Origin of the sequence: Blautia sp. AM28-27, assembly GCF_003480905.1 — a bacterium.
Lineage (GTDB): Bacteria > Bacillota > Clostridia > Lachnospirales > Lachnospiraceae > Fusicatenibacter > Fusicatenibacter saccharivorans.
The window spans coordinates 144,633-160,791 of record NZ_QUJK01000001.1; the positions used below are offsets into that span (position 1 = coordinate 144,633).

Here is a 16,159-nt window from a genome sequence, read left to right on the forward strand (position 1 = left end):
TTTGATACAAAAGAAAACGACAGAAAAAGGCTTCCCGGACAGCAAGGAAATCCGGGAAGCCTTTTTGCGTATCGTTAAGAAATTATGAAGGAAAGCAGCAGTTACATTCAGCCAGCCAGATCGTCTTCAGCCGGCAGTTCCGGTCCGGTCAGAGCGTACGGATCGAGAATGTCGTCGAGCTGTTTCTGTGTCAGCAGTTCGTCTTTCAGAACCAGAGAAGTAACACTCTCGCCCGTCTTCAGCGATTTCTTTGCAATCGAGGCCGCTTTCTGGTATCCGATATACGGGCAGAGCGCCGTTGTGATGCCGACACTCTTCGAAACGAGATCCTCGCACCGTTTCTCATTTGCGGTAATGCCGAGAATACAGTTCTTCACAAGCGTATTCACAGCGCCTGTCATCGAGGTGATGGAAGAGAACAGGGAGTAGAAGACAACCGGCTCAAACGCGTTCAACTCCATCTGGCCAGCCTCAGCCGCCATCGTGATTGTGGTGTCGTTTCCGATGACATGGAAGGCAACCTGTGTCACAACCTCCGGGATCACCGGGTTGATCTTGCCCGGCATAATCGAGGATCCGTTCTGCATCGGCGGCAGGTTGATCTCGCCGAATCCGGTTCGCGGTCCGCTGGACAGCAGGCGCAGGTCGTTGCACATCTTGGAGAGGTTGACGGCGCAGGTCTTTAACGTGTTGGAGATCGTCACAAATCCGTCGAGGTTCTCCGTCGCGTCAAACAGATCGTCCGCCTGCATCAGCGGATAGCCTGTCACAGCAGCGAGGGTCGGCACGATGTGGTGGAGATAGTAATCGGAAGCATTGATCGTCGTACCGATGGCTGTTCCGCCGAGGTTCAGGGTGAACAGCTCTTTTCTGGCGCGTTCGATCCGGCGGATATCACGCTCGATCATCGTTGCGTAAGCGTGGAAGCTCTGGCCGAGACGCATCGGAACAGCGTCCTCAAGCTGGGTTCTTCCCATCTTTAAAATGTGGTCAAATTCCTGGGACTTATCGAGCAGTGCTGCGTGGAGTGACTCGAGCGCATGCAGAAGATCCGGGAGCAGATCGAGCACGGTCAGTTTTCCTGCACTTGGGATAACGTCGTTTGTGGACTGTGCCATGTTGACGTGGTCATTCGGGTGGACAATGGTATAATCACCCTTGGCGCCGCCCAGGATTTCGATGGCGCGGTTTGCGATGACTTCGTTTGCGTTCATATTAGCACTCGTTCCGGCGCCGCCCTGGATGCCGTCAACGATGAACTGGTCTTTTAATTTGCCGGCAATGATTTCATCACAGGCATAGATAATGGCAGCCGCTTTTTCCTCCGGCAGTCTCTGTGCTTCGCGGTTGGAGATGGCAGCTGCCTTTTTAATTTTCGCCAGATTCTGGATCATGACCGGGTGGATCGGCGTTCCCGTGATGGGGAAATTCCGTTTTGCCCGCAGGGACTGTACCCCGTAGTAGGCGTCGGAGGGGACTTCAAGGGAACCAATGGAATCTGCTTCAATTCTTGTTTTCATAATAATCTCCTTCTTTCTGCACGCATTGAGTTGTGTATATTGTCTGAAACAATTCTTGCTTTGCCTTTCGATACCGGAAGAATAACACCAGGGCAGAAATTTGTAAATACCGCCGCCGAAGAACTGTGGAATTTTATTTATTTTTGCATTTGATTTTAAATACCAAGGGAAAGAGGCACTTTTACTTATTTTTCGAAAGCAGTTTCCGCGAGGACACGTTTTCGTAGACAAAAAACGGCGAACGTGATATGCTGAACAGTATAAAAGTGAAAAAACAGGAGAGCAGCGTATGAAACATGAAAAAAGCAAGAACGATGCGATGCGCCATGAGCTCGATCACATCGATGCAAAAATCCTGAATCTTCTTCGGGAAAACGCCAGGATGCCGCTGAAAGAAATCGCGGAACACGTATTTTTATCCTCCCCGGCAGTTTCCGCCAGAATTGAGCGGCTGGAGAAGGAAGGCTACATTACAGGATATCAGGTCAAATTAAATCCGGCGCTTTTGGGATATCCGATCAAAGCGTTCATCAACCTCGAGGTTGAGCCGGTTCAGAAAAAAGAATTTTATCCCTATATTGAAAAGGTCCACAATGTCGTGGAATGTAATTGCGTTACCGGTGATTACTCCATGCTCATTGAGGGCCTTTTTGTTAGTACCATTGAGCTCGACCAGTTTATCGGCGAGCTGCAGCATTTTGGACGGACGCGGACGCAGATCGTGTTCTCGACCTCCGTGGAGCACCGCCAGGTGACCGCACACGAGGCAAAAGAATAGGCACCGGTCCGCTCCGGCGGCTTTGTGTACCGAAAAAAATGCTTTGCAGGAGAATGCTTTTGTGTTATAGTGATAGAATACACAGAGCATTTTGCGCCCTTTTCGGGGCAGTGCTCCAAACGAAAAGATTCGAGGGAGGCCTGACCTTATTATGGAAGAAAAAGAAGTTGTTTCCAAAAATTTTATCGAGCTTGCGATTGACAAAGATCTGGCAGAGGGCGTTTACGACCATGTCTGCACACGATTCCCGCCGGAGCCAAACGGCTATCTTCATATCGGACATGCAAAATCCATCCTGTTAAACTACGGTTTATCACAGGAGTACAACGGAGAGTTCCACATGCGTTTCGATGATACAAACCCGACGAAAGAGAAAACCGAGTTTGTTGATTCCATCAAAGCCGATATCCAGTGGCTTGGTGCAGACTGGAAAGATCATCTGTACTACGCATCCGATTATTTCCCACAGATGTATGAGGCAGCCGTAAAACTGATCAAAAAAGGAAAAGCATTCGTCTGCGATCTGTCCGCAGAGGAGATCCGTGAGTACCGCGGAACCTTAACCGAGCCTGGAAAAGAGAGCCCGTACCGCAATCGTTCCGTAGAGGAAAACCTGGACCTGTTCGAGCGCATGAAAAACGGCGAATTCGAGGACGGAAGCAAAGTACTCCGTGCGAAAATCGATATGGCATCACCGAACATCAACATGAGAGACCCGGTTATCTACCGTGTAGCCCATATGCATCACCACAGAACCGGCGATACTTGGTGCATCTACCCGATGTACGACTTCGCGCATCCGATCGAGGACGCCATCGAAGGCATTACCCATTCTATCTGTACGCTGGAGTTTGAGGACCACCGTCCGCTGTACGACTGGGTTGTACGCGAGCTGGAATATCCGATGCCGCCGCGCCAGATTGAGTTTGCAAAGCTGTATCTGACTAACGTGGTTACCGGAAAACGTTACATCAAAAAGCTGGTAGAGGACGGCGTGGTAGACGGCTGGGATGACCCGCGTCTCGTATCCATCGCAGCACTCCGCCGCAGAGGCTTTACACCGGAGTCCATCAAGAAATTCGTAGATCTGTGCGGTGTATCAAAAGCAAACAGCTCCGTTGACTATGCGATGCTGGAGTACTGCATCCGCGAGGATCTGAAGCTGAAAAAAGCCCGTACCATGGCAGTCTTAAATCCGGTGAAACTTGTCATCGACAACTATCCGGAAGACCAGATTGAGATGCTGGAAGTACAGAATAACCTCGAGAATCCGGAGCTTGGCAGCCGTCAGGTACCGTTCGGAAGAGAACTGTACATCGAGCGCGAAGACTTCATGGAGGAGCCGGTCCGCAAATACTTCCGTATGTTCCCGGGCAATGAAGTCCGCCTGATGAACGCATACTTCGTCACCTGCACCGGATGCGAGAAAGACGAGAACGGAAATATTACCGTAATCCATGGAACGTACGATCCGGAGTCCAAGGGAGGAAATTCCCCGGACGGAAGAAAAGTAAAAGGAACAATCCACTGGGTAGCAGCAAAGACCGCCGTCAAAGCAGAGTGCCGTCTGTACGAAAACCTGATCGACGAGGAGAAGGGCGTTTACAACGAGGATGGTTCCATGAACCTGAATCCGAATTCCCTGACCGTATTAAAAGAGTGCTATCTGGAGCCGTCTTTAAAAGATGCGAAAGCATATGACAGCTTCCAGTTTGTCAGAAACGGATTCTTCTGTGTAGACGCAAAAGATTCCAAAGAGGATGCGCTGGTGTTCAACCGTATCGTATCCCTGAAGAGCTCTTTCAAGCTACCGGCAGCGAAATAAATAAGAATTTTGAAATGGAACAGAGCAGCCGCCTGGATGAAACCGACATCCCAAGCGGCTGTTCTTTTTGTCAGGGGAGATGGGAAGATGAATGAATTGACGATTTCGCTGGATCCGCATCGGAAGACACCGCTCTATGAGCAGATCTACGGTTTTATCCGCGAGGAAATCCGCGGCGGACGGATCCGTGCAGGGGAGCGGCTGCCGTCGGCGCGGGCGCTTTCGGGCTATCTGTCGGTGAGCCGGAGTACCGTGGATCTGGCGTATGAGCAGCTGGTATCCGAAGGGTATCTGGAGAGTGTGCCGTGCAAAGGCTACTTTGTCTGTGAGATTGAGGGGCTGTACCGCCTCGATGAAAAGAAAGAGGAGACAAAAGAGGATGATACCGCGGAACAGATGCCGTTCCGCTACGATTTTGCCGTGACCGGTACGGCGCCGGGCGGATTTCCGCAGAACAGCTGGAAGAAGATCTCGAAAGAAGTCCTGCTGGACGCAGATGACAGCCTGTTCCAGCTCGGGGATGCGAAGGGCGAGCACGGTCTTCGGGAGGCAATCCGCGACTATCTGCACCACGCACGCGGCGTGAACTGCCGCACGGAGCAGATCATCGTCGGAGCGGGAAATGATTATCTGCTGATGCTGCTTTCGGTGATCTTAGGGCGTGGCCATAAAGTGGCGATGGAAAATCCGACCTACATCAGTGCCTACCGCTGTTTTGCGAAGCTCGGCTATGCGATGTGTACGATTTCGATGGACGAAGCGGGCATGCGGCCGGCGGAGCTGGAAAAAAGCGGGGCGGATCTGGCGTACATCATGCCGTCGCACCAGTTCCCGATGGGCATGGTCATGCCGATGAAGCGGCGGATGCAGCTCCTTGTGTGGGCATCGAGGGAAAATGGGCGGTATCTGATTGAGGATGATTACGACAGTGAATTCCGCTACAAGGGCCGCCCGATCCCGGCACTGCAGGGCAATGACACAGAGGGAAAAGTGATCTATCTTGGAACGTTTTCGCGGGCGATTGCGCCGTCCATCCGCATCAGCTACATGGTGCTGCCGGAGACGCTGCTGCCTGCCTACGAGGAGAACGGAAGATGCTTTTCCGCGACAGTTTCGAAGACGGACCAGAAGATTCTGGAAGGGTTTATGCGGAGCGGCGCGTTCGAGCGCCATCTGAACCGGATGCGTGCACAGTATAAAGGGAAACACGACCTGCTGATCCGGCTTCTGAAGGAGTTTGGGCGGGAGTACACGGTGTCCGGCGAGAATGCGGGCGTCCATGTGCTGGTCCACCTGCCGAGAGGACTCTCCGAAGCGGAGGCGGTGCAGCGGGCAAAAGAGGATGGCGTGCGCGTGTACGGGCTGGAACGGTACTGCATCGGCGCTGCCGCAGATCCCGCACAGGGCGGCACAGTGCTGCTTGGGTACGCCGGGCTTTCTGAGGAGGAGATTGCAGAGGCAGCTGCGATTCTGAAAAAGTGCTGGAATGCGTGAAAAAAGATATGAAAAAAACGGATTGCTTCGTCAGTAACAAAAACTGACGGAACAATCCGTTTTTACTGTTTGATAGAGAGTTACAATGCGGACAGGATCAGCAGCCCAGCTCTTCGGTCAGCTCGCAGATCTCATCGATGATCGATCCAATCGTCTCGATCGTATCGAGAAGCGGTGCATCCGTCGAGATATCAACGCCGGCCATTTTTGCCAGCTCTTCCGGTGTCTTCGTGCTTCCGGCGGTCAGTACCTTTTTCCAGTCATCGACAGCGGTCTGGCCTTCGGTTTCGATGCGCCTGCAGACCTGTGTGGCAACGGTCAGTCCGGCGCTGTAGGTGTAGGAGTAAAGTCCCATATAGTAATGCGGCTGGCGCATCCAGGTGAGCGCTGCGTCATCGGAAATTTCCACATCATCGCCCCAGAACTTCTGCAGGGTCTCTTTCATAATGCTGCTTAACGTCTCAGCCTGTACGCTGTCGCCGGCATCGATGGGCTTGTAAACCTCGCGCTGGTAAGCAGCCTCCATCAGATGGGTGACGAAGTTATGATAATATGTGTTGCTGATCATACAGCTTAAAACCCAGCGGCGGAACCGTTTGTCCGGGGTCGTTTTCAGCAGATAATGAGCCATAAGAAGCTCGTTCATGGTAGACGGCGCCTCGACAAAATAAGAGGAAACCTCGGTATCGAGAATCGCCTGTGCGCCGTTGCAGAGACGGAAATGGCCGGCGTGGCCGAGTTCATGCGCCAGCGTGAAAACATCTGCCATGCGGTTATTCCAGCTTAAGAGAATAAAGGAACCTTTTCCGTACGGGCTGGCACAGAAGCCGCCGGTGGATTTTCCCTGGTTCTGTGCAAAGTCAACCCAGCGTTTTTTGTAGGCCTCCTGAATCATGGAAACGTAATCATCACCGAGAATGGCAAGACCTTTTTCGATGTACTGTTTTGATTCCTCGATCGTGACAGACGGATCGTACTCCGGGTCGACGGCGATTTTCAGATCGGCGAAGGTCATGCGGTCAAGGTTGTGGACCTTTTTCAGCAGGCGGGCATATTTGCGCATATGCGGAGCCAGGCGGGTGGTGATGAGATCGATCTGGCGGTTGTACAGCTCACGGCTGACCTGCTGCGGGAACAGCAGAGAATCGATGACGGAATCGAAGCCGCGCAGCGTGGCCATGGTCTTTTCTGTCTGCAGCTGGGCATTGTAAGCAGCTGCCGTTACATTTTCGTACTGTCTGATTTTTGCAGAAAAGGCGGAGAATGCACTGCGGCGGATATCGGTGTCTTTTTCGTACTCGTAATTATCCTCAAACAGGGAGTAGCCGAGCGGATATTCTTTTCCGTTTACGGTGAAAGAATCAAATTTCATATCGGCAAGCTTTGCCATGTTGTAGATCTGGTACGGAGCCGAGAAGGTCTGGGACAGAGCGGAAATGGCACGCTCGGTTTCCGGGCTCAGGCGGTGTGCCTTGTTGCGGAGAATCTCGGCGAGATAGCAGCGGTTCGTATCTGACTGCTGCATGGCCTCGTTCAAAACATCCTCGGACTGTTCGGAAAGCTCGCTATCGATAAAGGTGAGACGGCTGAAAATCTCAGAGATCAGGCTGTTGATGCGGTCGTTGCGCGTCTGGTTTGCACTGTTGTAATAGTCGACAGAGACGGCGAGATCGCAGTAGTTGGCGGTCAGTGTGATCAGACGGTAGACCTCCTGGTAATCGTCGAGGCAGTGGTTGATCGTGGCTGCATCGGTGAGGTTTCCTTTGTAGGATGCTTCCATAGAAAGACTTAATTCTTTCATTTTCTGCGCATCAGCCAGCATGGCCTCCTCGGTTGGATAAATTAAAGACAGGTCCCAGGTAAGTTCTACAGGAACGTCATCGCGTTTTGCAAGTTCCATAACAATCTCCTTTCCATAAAAAAGGGGAGGTTTCCCTCCCCAGGAATTACTTCCTTATGTTTCTATATTCTGTTTTTGGGTTTTATTCTGTGGTTACTTCGCTTTCTTCCTGTGGAGAAACTTCACGATCCGCACAGCTTTCTTTTTCAGCGTCTTCTTCTTCGGACTCTGCGGTTTCGCTTTCAGCTTCTGTATCAGCTGTTTCGGAACCTTTATTGCAAGCTGCAGATTCCGGATCCGGTGCAGCATCCTCCGCACCTTTCGTTTTCGGAAGGGTCGTATAAGTACGTTCAGCAGGAGCAGGCTCTTCCTCTTCAAATTCGTCTTTAAAATCGTCAAAATCTGTTTCAAGATCTGCTTTTCCTTTCCGGATAAAATAGACTGCCGCACCGCAGGCTGCGCCGACAGCGGCAGAAGCCAGAGTAAGCAGAATACGTTTTGATTTTCGTGACATCTCGATTCAAGTCTCCTTTCAAATGCCGTCCTTTGAAACTATTGTAATACAGTTTCAACAAAAAAGAAAGTAAAATCTTACAGAATTCGGAAAAAGTGCCAAAGAAAACAAGAAAAAGAAGGTTTCCTGACACAGAAACAGAATCAGGCAAGGATAAACTTACGAAGAATCTCCGCCACGCCGCTGTGATTGCAGTCGTTTTCCGTGATATAATCGGCACTCGCCTTTACGGCATCGGTCGCATTTTTCATGGCGGCACCGACGGCAGCGGCCTCGATCATCGAAATATCATTTTCCTGATCTCCGGCAGCCACGGTGTTGGCAAGCGGAATCTGAAGAAGCTCGCAGAGTTTTTTCACGGCATGGCCCTTGGAAACGTGTTCCGGGACATGCTCGAGGTAATGCGGGCTGGAGTAGAACATCGAAATTTTTCCTTTTGACCACGGCTCCATGGCAGCGCGGTAAGCGTCCATTTTTGCACGGTCGTGGAGATCAATCACGATCATCTTGCATGGTTCCTCGGCGAGGTGCTCCGGCAGAAGCGGATCTTCCACGACGGGAATGTGGATTGCCTGTGTGTAAACGCGCGTTTCCTCGCCTGCATGGCGGCAGAGAAGGGAGGTGTCGGAGTAGGTGTGGCAGTAGAGGCCTGCCTCCTGCGTTTTTTCAAAGATCACGCGTGCATATTCGAGCGGAATCGTGCGGCGGTACAGCGTTTTCTTTGCCGCGCAGTCGTAAATCAGTCCGCCGTTGAATGCGATGGCATAGCAGCCTTCGCGGTCGAGTCCGAGCTCTTTTAAGATCGGCAGAAAGCCGGAGAGCGGGCGGCCGGTGTTGAACACAATTTTGTGGCCGGCAGCAAGTGCCTCTGAAATGGCATCCATGTTTTCTTTTGTCACCTGCTTTTCGGAATTCAGCAGGGTATCATCCATATCGGTAAAAAATATTTTCACAGTCTGATTCATATTCTCTTTTTTTCCTTTCCAAGAATCTGAAAAACAGTTTCATTTTAGCATAAAGTGCCGGAAAAGAAAATATGGTTGCGCAGGGAAAAAATACAGGATATAATGATTGCGGACAAGAAGAGAGAGAAGAAAGAAAATCGAAGAACAAAAGAGACAAAGAAGGGAAGTCAGAATATGATAAAAGCTTGTATCTTTGACCTGGACGGCACCATCGCAGACACTGTAGAGTCGATTGCGCACGCAGTCAACCGCGTTCTGGAACATTTTGGACTTGTGCCGCGCCCGGTAGAAGCCTTCAACTTTTACGCCGGAGACGGTTTCGATCTGGCAGTGGAGCGCGCTTTAAAAGACGCCGGAGATGCAGAGCTCAACTATCTGCAGGAGGGCATCCGCCTTGGCCGCGCGTGGTTCAACGAGGACCCGCTGTATCACGTAAAACCGTATCCTAATATGCGGGAAACCCTGACCGCGCTGCGGGAAGAAGTTCCGATTGCCGTATGTTCCAACAAGCCGCACGAGGCGGCCATCCACGTCGTGGAGAGCGTGTACGGACCGGGCTTTTTCAACCGGATTCAGGGGCAGACCGCAGAAATCCCGAGAAAGCCGTCTCCGATCGGTGCGCTCGCGATTGCAGACGCACTCGGCGCCAGACCGGAAGAGTGCCTGTACTTTGGCGATACCAATACGGATATGCAGACCGGAAACGCCGCAGGCATGTTTACCGTTGGTGTGACGTGGGGATTCCGCCCGCGCCAGGAGCTGATCGACAACCATGCGATGGAGCTGCTCGACCGGCCGGAGGAAATCTTAACGCTTTTTCACAGAAAGAATCAGGAAAAATAAAACGAACAGAGGAGAAAACCAGAATGGGAGAATATACTGAAGAATGCATCAACACATTTTTAATGAATCAGGGCCAGTTATTCGACGAGCCGGTGGCTGAAAATTACGATGAGGCAGAGGCCTTTCTGGAGGACTGCCTTGCAGTCGTTGCCGACAATCTGGACGACGTGCGCGCCTACATGGAAGAAGAGGGCATGGACGTGGAAGAAATGTCGGATGCAGAATTAGAAGAGCAGAGCGAAGTCTTTGCCCTGCCGGACGGCCAGTATCTGATCGTGATGGGATAAAAAACGAGAGGAAATTAAAAAAGAATGAAATATGATGTCATTATTATCGGCGCAGGCCCGTCAGGTATTTTCTGTGCCTATGAACTGCTGAAAGAAAAACCGGATCTGAAGGTGCTGATGATCGAAAAAGGACGTTCGATCGAGAGCCGTCAGTGTCCAAAGAGAAAAACGAAAAAATGCGTGAACTGCAAACCGTGCTCGATCACAACGGGATTTGCCGGAGCAGGCGCATTCTCCGACGGAAAGCTTTCTCTTTCCCCGGATGTCGGTGGAAATCTGCCGGAGATTTTAGGATATGAAAAGACGGTTGAGCTGATCCATGAGTCCGACCAGATCTATCTGGATTTCGGCGCAGACAAGAATGTTTACGGTGTCGATAAAGAAAAAGAGATCCGTGAGATCCGCCGCAGAGCGATCAACGCCAACCTGAAGCTGATCGAATGTCCAATCCGCCATCTCGGAACCGAGGAGGGATACAAGATTTACAGCCGCCTCGAGGATCACTTAAAAGAGATCGGCGTGGAGATGAAATTCAACACGATGGTCAATGATATTACGATCGAGGACGGCCGTGCGACAGCTGTAACACTTGAGGACGGAACGGTTTACGAGGCAGATGAGATTGTCTCCGCAGTAGGCCGCGAGGGAGCCGACTGGTTCTCACATATCTGCAACGGCCACGGCATCGAGACCGAGGTCGGAACCGTCGATATCGGTGTCCGCGTGGAAGTCCGCGACGAGGTCATGGAGTTCCTGAACAAGAACCTGTACGAGGCAAAACTCGTTTACTATACCCCGACTTTTGACGACAAAGTGCGTACCTTCTGTACGAACCCGTCCGGTGAGGTGGCAACTGAGTATTATGAAAACGGTCTGGCAGTTGTAAACGGTCACGCCTACAAATCCCAGGAGTTCAAGACAAACAACACGAACTTTGCCCTCCTGGTATCCAAGAACTTTACGAAACCATTTAAAACCCCGATCGAGTACGGCAAACAGATCGCACAGCTTTCCAACATGCTCTGCGACGGCAAGATCCTCGTTCAGACGTACGGCGATTTCAAACGCGGAAGAAGAACGACAGAAGAGCGTCTCTGCCGCAATAACCTGATCCCGACCTTAAAAGATGCCGTTCCGGGCGACCTTTCCCTGGTCTTCCCGCACCGTATCATGGTCGACATTGCCGAGATGATCGAAGCCCTCGACAAAGTAACACCGGGTATCGCCAGCGATGAGACACTGCTGTACGGCGTAGAAGTCAAATTCTATTCCAACAAAGTTGTCGTAGACAAAGACTTCTGCACCAGCGTCAAAGGTCTCCGCGCCATCGGCGACGGCGCATCCGTAACCCGCGGCCTCCAGCAGGCAAGCGCAAACGGACTGTCGGTTGCGAGAAGCATTCTGAAAAGCATGAAATAAGAGAGAACGAAAAAAGATCCTTCGTCTGTGAAATGAGACGGAGGATCTTTTTTGGCGCCGGAAAGAGGGGTGTTTCAGATTATATGCCGTACAGCTTCCGGAACTGCTTCGGCGTTGTCCCGGTCTGCTGGCGGAAAACCGAGATAAAGTAGCTGACATCGCGGTAGCCGCAGAGGGCGGCGATGCCGTCGAGCGTAGTGTAGGGACGGCTGATGAGAAGCTCCTTGGCGCGGCTGATGCGCAGAACGCTGATGTACGAGCGGACAGAGCTGCCGACAAAACGCTGGAACAGGCGTGTCAGATACTGCGGCGTGATATGGAGCTGTTCCGCGAGATCATCCACATTGATCGGGTCGGAAAGATGACTTTCGATTTCCTGCATTGCCGGGCGGACATACTGGAGATACAGCGGATGCTCCGTCCGGGAAAGGCCGGTGCGGAGCTGGGAAAGGCGTGTCAGGAACTCAAAGCATCCGACGGAGAGCGCAGCATCGTCGATGTCATTTTTCAGAAAGTGTGAGTCGATTATGCGGTCAATCCATTCCTGAAACCACGCGCCCTCTGAGGCCGGAACGAAAAGATACGGCGAGACGGCACAGATTTTATAGAGATCATCGGAGAGCTTTCCGTCAAAGGTCAGAAAGGATGTAAACCACATCTCCCTGCCGTCGTTTTCGCGGTATTCATGCGGCACATGCGGAGCAATCAGAACACCGTCACCTGGTTTCAGCAAAAGTTCCTGACCTTCGAGGGTCAGCAGCCCTTCGCCGCGTTCCGTCTGAATCCAGTGATATAAGGGGAATCCGTTCGGGCGCACAACGGGCTCCTGCAGCCAGCGGTTGCCGATGCTGTCAGCGGAGAGGGAAAAATCAGAGGCGGATGGTTTAAAGAAAATAGGCATAACAGTCAGTTCCTTTCTGAAAGAAAAGTCTAAAATAAGATTCCGGAATGAGTTTCGAAAATTCATACTTTTTAGACAAGCATATCATACTTTTCTCACAAAGACCAGTATATAATAGAGCCATCAAAACGAGATATCCAAACACAGGAGGAATCAAAAAAATGCAGCCAAAATTCAAAAAAATGTTATACGGAGGAGACTACAACCCAAACCAGTGGCCAAAAGAGATCTGGGATGAGGATATGAAACTTTTCCATCAGGCCGGCATCAACAGCACCACGATCAACGTATTTTCCTGGGCAAAAATCCAGCCGTCCGAGAATGAGTACGACTTTACAGAGCTCGATGAGATCGTAGACACCCTGACAAAAGAGGACGTCCAGATCGTCATGGCAACATCCACCGGCGCACTCCCGGCATGGATGGTACACCGTTATCCGGAAGTGGCAAGAACCGATTTCGAAGGACGCCATCACAAATTCGGTCATCGCCACAATGCCTGCCCGAACAGCCCGGTTTTCCAGAAATATGCAAAGCGCCTGGCAGAAAAACTGGCAGAGCGTTACGGCGACAACAAAAACATCGTCTGCTGGCACATCAGCAATGAGTACGGCGGCGAGTGCTACTGCGAGAACTGTGCAAAAGCGTTCCGCGTATGGCTGAAAGACAAATACAAAACACTCGATGAAGTCAACAAGGCATGGAACATGGAGTTCTGGGGCCACACCATCTACGACTGGGACGAGATTGTACCGCCGAACGATCTGGGAGACGGAATGCCATGGGGAAGCGGCACTGCATTTGCAGGAATGTCCCTCGACTACATGCGTTTCAACTCCGACGGCATGCTGAACAACTACAAAATGGAGCGTGACGCGATCCGCAAATACGACAAAGAAACACCGATCACCACAAACCTGATGGGAACGTACAAAGGTCTCGACTACTTCAAGTGGGCAAAAGAAATGGATATCGTATCCTGGGACAACTACCCGAGCTACAATACACCATGGAGCCACGTAGCTATGACCCACGACCTGATGCGCGGCCTCAAAGACGCACCGTTCATGCTGATGGAGCAGACTCCGAGCCAGCAGAACTGGCAGCCGTACAACTCCTTAAAGAAACCGGGCCAGATGCGCGCACAGAGCTATCAGACCGTTGCACACGGCGCAGACACGATTCAGTTCTTCCAGCTGAGAAGAAGCGTCGGCGGATGCGAGAAATTCCATGGTGCTGTTATCGCACACGCAGGAACCGCAGATACCCGTGTCTTCCGTGAGGTAACCCAGCTCGGAAAAGAACTGGAGAAAATCGGAAGCCGTGTGATGGGCTCCGAGAACCACGCAAAAGTCGGCATCATCTTCGACTGGGAAAACTACTGGGCACTGGAGTACACCAGCGGACCGAACCGCGATTTACGTTACGTAGACCAGATCGAGCAGATGTACAATTACTTCTATAACAAGAACATCGCTGTCGATATGATCCCGATCGACGCGGACTTCTCCAAATATGACCTCGTTGCAGCACCGGTTCTCTACATGGTAAAAGACGGTGTGGCAGAGAGCCTGGAGGCTTATGTACAGGCAGGCGGAACCCTCATCACCACCTACATGAGCGGTATTGTCGGACAGTCGGACAACGTTCATCTCGGCGGATACCCGGGACCGCTCAGAAAAATGGCAGGCGTATGGGTAGAAGAGATCGACGCTCTTGCACCGGAGCAGAGAAACAAGATCCGTTTCGCAGACGGAACCGAGGAAGAGTGCCGTCTCGTATGCGACCTGATGCACCTCGAAGGAGCTGAAGAAATCGCACAGTATGAGAGCGATTTCTATGCAGGCATGACTGCTGTTGCAAAAAATCAGTTCGGAAAAGGAACCGTATATTATGTCGGAACCGAACTTTCTGAGAGCGGCCTTGCAAAAGTTCTTGCTATGGCAGCAGACGGCGCAGCCATCCAGCCGGTGATTGGAGAAGCAACAGCACTTGAGATCACAAAACGCCAGGCAGACGGCGAGGATCTGTACTTTATCATCAACTTCAAAGATGAGGAGATTCCGCTTCCGGCAGTCTTCGACGGAAAAGAAGATATCCTGACCGGCGAGAAAGTACAGGGCGGCGAGATGCTGAAGAAATACGATCTGCAGATTGTCAGCGTTCCGAGAGCATAATATAAAACATATTATATAGCAGAAAGATAACAAAAAAGACACAGCAGAAGGCAGAAAGATACTTCCAGCTGTGTCTTTTTGATGCTGTGAATTTATGCGGGTGCTTAGTGGGAAAACGAAGCCCGTGCGACGATGTTCTCCATCTCGCCCCATTTCTCCTCCATATCCGCTACAAGCGCGATCTGTGTCCGCGCCCGTACGAGGTTGTGCTCCGGGTAAGCGGTTTTGAAGTAGGTATCGCCCATCAGGTAATCGGCGAGAAAACGGATGCCGCATTCGAGGGTCATTAATTTTGCACCCATCGGCAGCATTTCGACTTCCGCGCGGGTCAAAGAGCCTGCGCAGCCTGCGAGAAAGCCTTTTGTATAGCTCTCAAAGAGAGGAAGGGAAAGAGACACCTTCGAGACATCCTGTTCGTCCTCAGCAGCCGTATTCGCGCCGAAGCGGATGGAATCGCCGAAGTCAAAGATCGACAGTCCCGGCATAATGGTGTCCAGGTCGATGACGCAGATGCCCTCGCCGGTTTTGTCATCAATCATAATGTTGTTCAGCTTCGTATCGTTGTGCGTTACGCGGAGCGGCAGCTCGCCCGAGGCCTTCATGCGCTCGGCTACGCCGTAATCGTCTGCGTGGTCGAGGAAAAACGCCATCTCATCCGAAACGTTTTTCAGCCGTCCTTTCGGATCCGCCTGCGCCGCCTGTAAAAGCGCCTGGTAGCGGAGCGGTGTGTTGTGGAAATCCGGGATCGTCTCGAAAAGAGAGGCGGACGGAAAATCGGAGAGCATCTGCTGGAAGCGGCCGAAAGCATTACCGGTCTCGTAAAACAGCTTTGGATCTGTCACGGCATCATAGCAGGACGCATCGGAAATAAAGAGAAATGCGCGCCAGAATTCTCCGCGCTCATCGACGAAAAAACAGGCATCGTCTGTCGTCGGAATCAGGTTCAGCGTCTCGCGGAATGGATCTCCTCCTGCGGCTGTGATTTTTTTCCGCAGAAATGATGTTACCTGTGCAATATTCTGCATCAGCTCCGTTGGATTGTGGAAAACGGTGCGGTTCATGCGCTGCAGAATCGATTTGCGGAGGACGCCGTTTTCGGTGGAGCGCACCAGAAACGTATCGTTGATATGGCCGTTCCCGTGCGGCGTCCAGTCTGTAATCGTTCCCGGGAAAGCAAATGCGTGGACAATGGAAGAGAGTTCTTCCTGTGTGTATGTAATCATCATGGGTATAAACTCCTTATTTTAATTAGACAAACCTGATTAAGTAAAGCACACGCAGGGCGAAAAGTCAAGAAAAGGGCGCGAAACGATTGACAACGAGCGGCATTTCTGACTATAATAGACAGTAATTTAAGAAAAAACAAAACCTAAAATGCAGTGACAGGGAGGAGTACCTGGCGGCGCAAAGCAAAGAGAGGAGATGGCTGGTGAGAATCTCCGTGAGCGTGCCTGCGGAAGTAGCCCTCGAGCAGTGGACTGAACAGAAAAAGCGGACAGCAATGTTTTCCAAGTAGGCTCCAACGTAGTTCCCACGTTACCGGGATGCCGTATCGGATGAAAAAAGTTAAATCCTGTACGGAATGAGCAGAAGTGT

The 16,159-nt window shown here is 51.5% G+C and carries 13 protein-coding genes and 1 other annotated feature (1 of these 14 running past the window's edge); of the genes, 7 read left to right on the plus strand and 6 right to left on the minus strand.

Annotated elements, in window-relative coordinates:
• Positions 1-107: 107 nt before the first annotated feature.
• Positions 108-1,520 carry an aspartate ammonia-lyase gene (locus DW743_RS00645; RefSeq protein WP_117760561.1) on the minus strand — a complete coding sequence of 471 codons (1,413 nt, stop codon included), beginning with the start codon at positions 1,518-1,520 and terminating at the stop codon, positions 108-110.
• A gap of 289 nt (positions 1,521-1,809) precedes the next feature.
• Between DW743_RS00645 and DW743_RS00650 the strand changes: the two genes are divergently transcribed.
• The 3 genes from DW743_RS00650 to pdxR all read left to right on the plus strand — a co-directional run bounded on the left by DW743_RS00650 (position 1,810) and on the right by pdxR (position 5,617).
• Positions 1,810-2,298, plus strand: a complete 489-nt coding sequence (locus DW743_RS00650) for an Lrp/AsnC family transcriptional regulator (RefSeq protein WP_243004535.1) — start codon at positions 1,810-1,812, stop codon at positions 2,296-2,298.
• 151 nt (positions 2,299-2,449) lie between these two features.
• Positions 2,450-4,123 (plus strand): glutamine--tRNA ligase/YqeY domain fusion protein, encoded by a 1,674-nt coding sequence (locus DW743_RS00655; protein WP_022463080.1) that lies wholly within the window; start codon positions 2,450-2,452, stop codon positions 4,121-4,123.
• 87 nt (positions 4,124-4,210) lie between these two features.
• The gene (pdxR, locus tag DW743_RS00660) at positions 4,211-5,617 is read left to right on the plus strand and encodes a MocR-like pyridoxine biosynthesis transcription factor PdxR (protein WP_117760560.1); all 1,407 of its coding nucleotides are present in this window, start codon (positions 4,211-4,213) and stop codon (positions 5,615-5,617) included.
• A 97-nt stretch (positions 5,618-5,714) separates the two neighbouring features.
• Here the strand turns inward: pdxR and pepF are convergent, their stop codons facing one another.
• The 3 genes from pepF to DW743_RS00675 all read right to left on the minus strand — a co-directional run bounded on the left by pepF (position 5,715) and on the right by DW743_RS00675 (position 8,936).
• Positions 5,715-7,517 (minus strand): oligoendopeptidase F, encoded by a 1,803-nt coding sequence (gene pepF, locus DW743_RS00665; RefSeq protein ID WP_191892599.1) that lies wholly within the window; start codon positions 7,515-7,517, stop codon positions 5,715-5,717.
• Positions 7,518-7,599: 82 nt separating this feature from the next.
• Complete coding sequence (locus DW743_RS00670) at positions 7,600-7,971, minus strand: hypothetical protein (protein ID WP_055267483.1); 372 nt, start codon at positions 7,969-7,971, stop codon at positions 7,600-7,602.
• 143 nt (positions 7,972-8,114) lie between these two features.
• Positions 8,115-8,936 (minus strand): Cof-type HAD-IIB family hydrolase, encoded by an 822-nt coding sequence (locus DW743_RS00675; protein WP_117760558.1) that lies wholly within the window; start codon positions 8,934-8,936, stop codon positions 8,115-8,117.
• Between the two features lie 174 nt (positions 8,937-9,110).
• Here DW743_RS00675 and DW743_RS00680 point away from each other — a divergent pair, with 174 nt between their 5' ends.
• The 3 genes from DW743_RS00680 to DW743_RS00690 are packed head-to-tail and all read left to right on the plus strand — an operon-like array spanning position 9,111 to position 11,485.
• Positions 9,111-9,779 carry an HAD family hydrolase gene (locus DW743_RS00680; protein ID WP_055221324.1) on the plus strand — a complete coding sequence of 223 codons (669 nt, stop codon included), beginning with the start codon at positions 9,111-9,113 and terminating at the stop codon, positions 9,777-9,779.
• 23 nt (positions 9,780-9,802) lie between these two features.
• On the plus strand, positions 9,803-10,066 hold the full coding sequence (locus DW743_RS00685; protein ID WP_055221292.1) for a hypothetical protein: 264 nt from the start codon (positions 9,803-9,805) through the stop codon (positions 10,064-10,066).
• A gap of 24 nt (positions 10,067-10,090) precedes the next feature.
• The gene (locus tag DW743_RS00690; protein ID WP_022463087.1) at positions 10,091-11,485 is read left to right on the plus strand and encodes an NAD(P)/FAD-dependent oxidoreductase; all 1,395 of its coding nucleotides are present in this window, start codon (positions 10,091-10,093) and stop codon (positions 11,483-11,485) included.
• Between the two features lie 79 nt (positions 11,486-11,564).
• Here DW743_RS00690 and DW743_RS00695 read toward each other — a convergent pair whose 3' ends face one another.
• Positions 11,565-12,386, minus strand: coding sequence for a helix-turn-helix transcriptional regulator (locus DW743_RS00695; RefSeq protein WP_117760557.1), 822 nt, complete (start codon positions 12,384-12,386; stop codon positions 11,565-11,567).
• Positions 12,387-12,547: 161 nt separating this feature from the next.
• On the opposite strand from DW743_RS00695, the gene DW743_RS00700 reads away from it, so the two are divergent.
• Complete coding sequence (locus tag DW743_RS00700) at positions 12,548-14,563, plus strand: beta-galactosidase (RefSeq protein ID WP_117760556.1); 2,016 nt, start codon at positions 12,548-12,550, stop codon at positions 14,561-14,563.
• Positions 14,564-14,667: 104 nt separating this feature from the next.
• Here DW743_RS00700 and DW743_RS00705 read toward each other — a convergent pair whose 3' ends face one another.
• Positions 14,668-15,789, minus strand: coding sequence for a phosphotransferase enzyme family protein (locus tag DW743_RS00705; RefSeq protein WP_117509740.1), 1,122 nt, complete (start codon positions 15,787-15,789; stop codon positions 14,668-14,670).
• 144 nt (positions 15,790-15,933) lie between these two features.
• Positions 15,934-16,159, plus strand: a binding site (T-box leader) (it continues 50 nt past the right edge of the window).

Coding starts and splice junctions, on each gene's coding strand:
- DW743_RS00705 (WP_117509740.1), bottom strand. CDS start 15,789: ATGATGATTACATACACACAGGAAGAACTCTCTTCCATTGTCCACGCA.
- DW743_RS00645 (WP_117760561.1), bottom strand. CDS start 1,520: ATGAAAACAAGAATTGAAGCAGATTCCATTGGTTCCCTTGAAGTCCCC.
- pepF (WP_191892599.1), bottom strand. CDS start 7,517: ATGGAACTTGCAAAACGCGATGACGTTCCTGTAGAACTTACCTGGGAC.
- DW743_RS00655 (WP_022463080.1), top strand. CDS start 2,450: ATGGAAGAAAAAGAAGTTGTTTCCAAAAATTTTATCGAGCTTGCGATT.
- DW743_RS00700 (WP_117760556.1), top strand. CDS start 12,548: ATGCAGCCAAAATTCAAAAAAATGTTATACGGAGGAGACTACAACCCA.
- DW743_RS00690 (WP_022463087.1), top strand. CDS start 10,091: ATGAAATATGATGTCATTATTATCGGCGCAGGCCCGTCAGGTATTTTC.
- DW743_RS00675 (WP_117760558.1), bottom strand. CDS start 8,936: ATGAATCAGACTGTGAAAATATTTTTTACCGATATGGATGATACCCTG.
- DW743_RS00680 (WP_055221324.1), top strand. CDS start 9,111: ATGATAAAAGCTTGTATCTTTGACCTGGACGGCACCATCGCAGACACT.
- DW743_RS00695 (WP_117760557.1), bottom strand. CDS start 12,386: ATGCCTATTTTCTTTAAACCATCCGCCTCTGATTTTTCCCTCTCCGCT.
- pdxR (WP_117760560.1), top strand. CDS start 4,211: ATGAATGAATTGACGATTTCGCTGGATCCGCATCGGAAGACACCGCTC.
- DW743_RS00685 (WP_055221292.1), top strand. CDS start 9,803: ATGGGAGAATATACTGAAGAATGCATCAACACATTTTTAATGAATCAG.
- DW743_RS00650 (WP_243004535.1), top strand. CDS start 1,810: ATGAAACATGAAAAAAGCAAGAACGATGCGATGCGCCATGAGCTCGAT.
- DW743_RS00670 (WP_055267483.1), bottom strand. CDS start 7,971: ATGTCACGAAAATCAAAACGTATTCTGCTTACTCTGGCTTCTGCCGCT.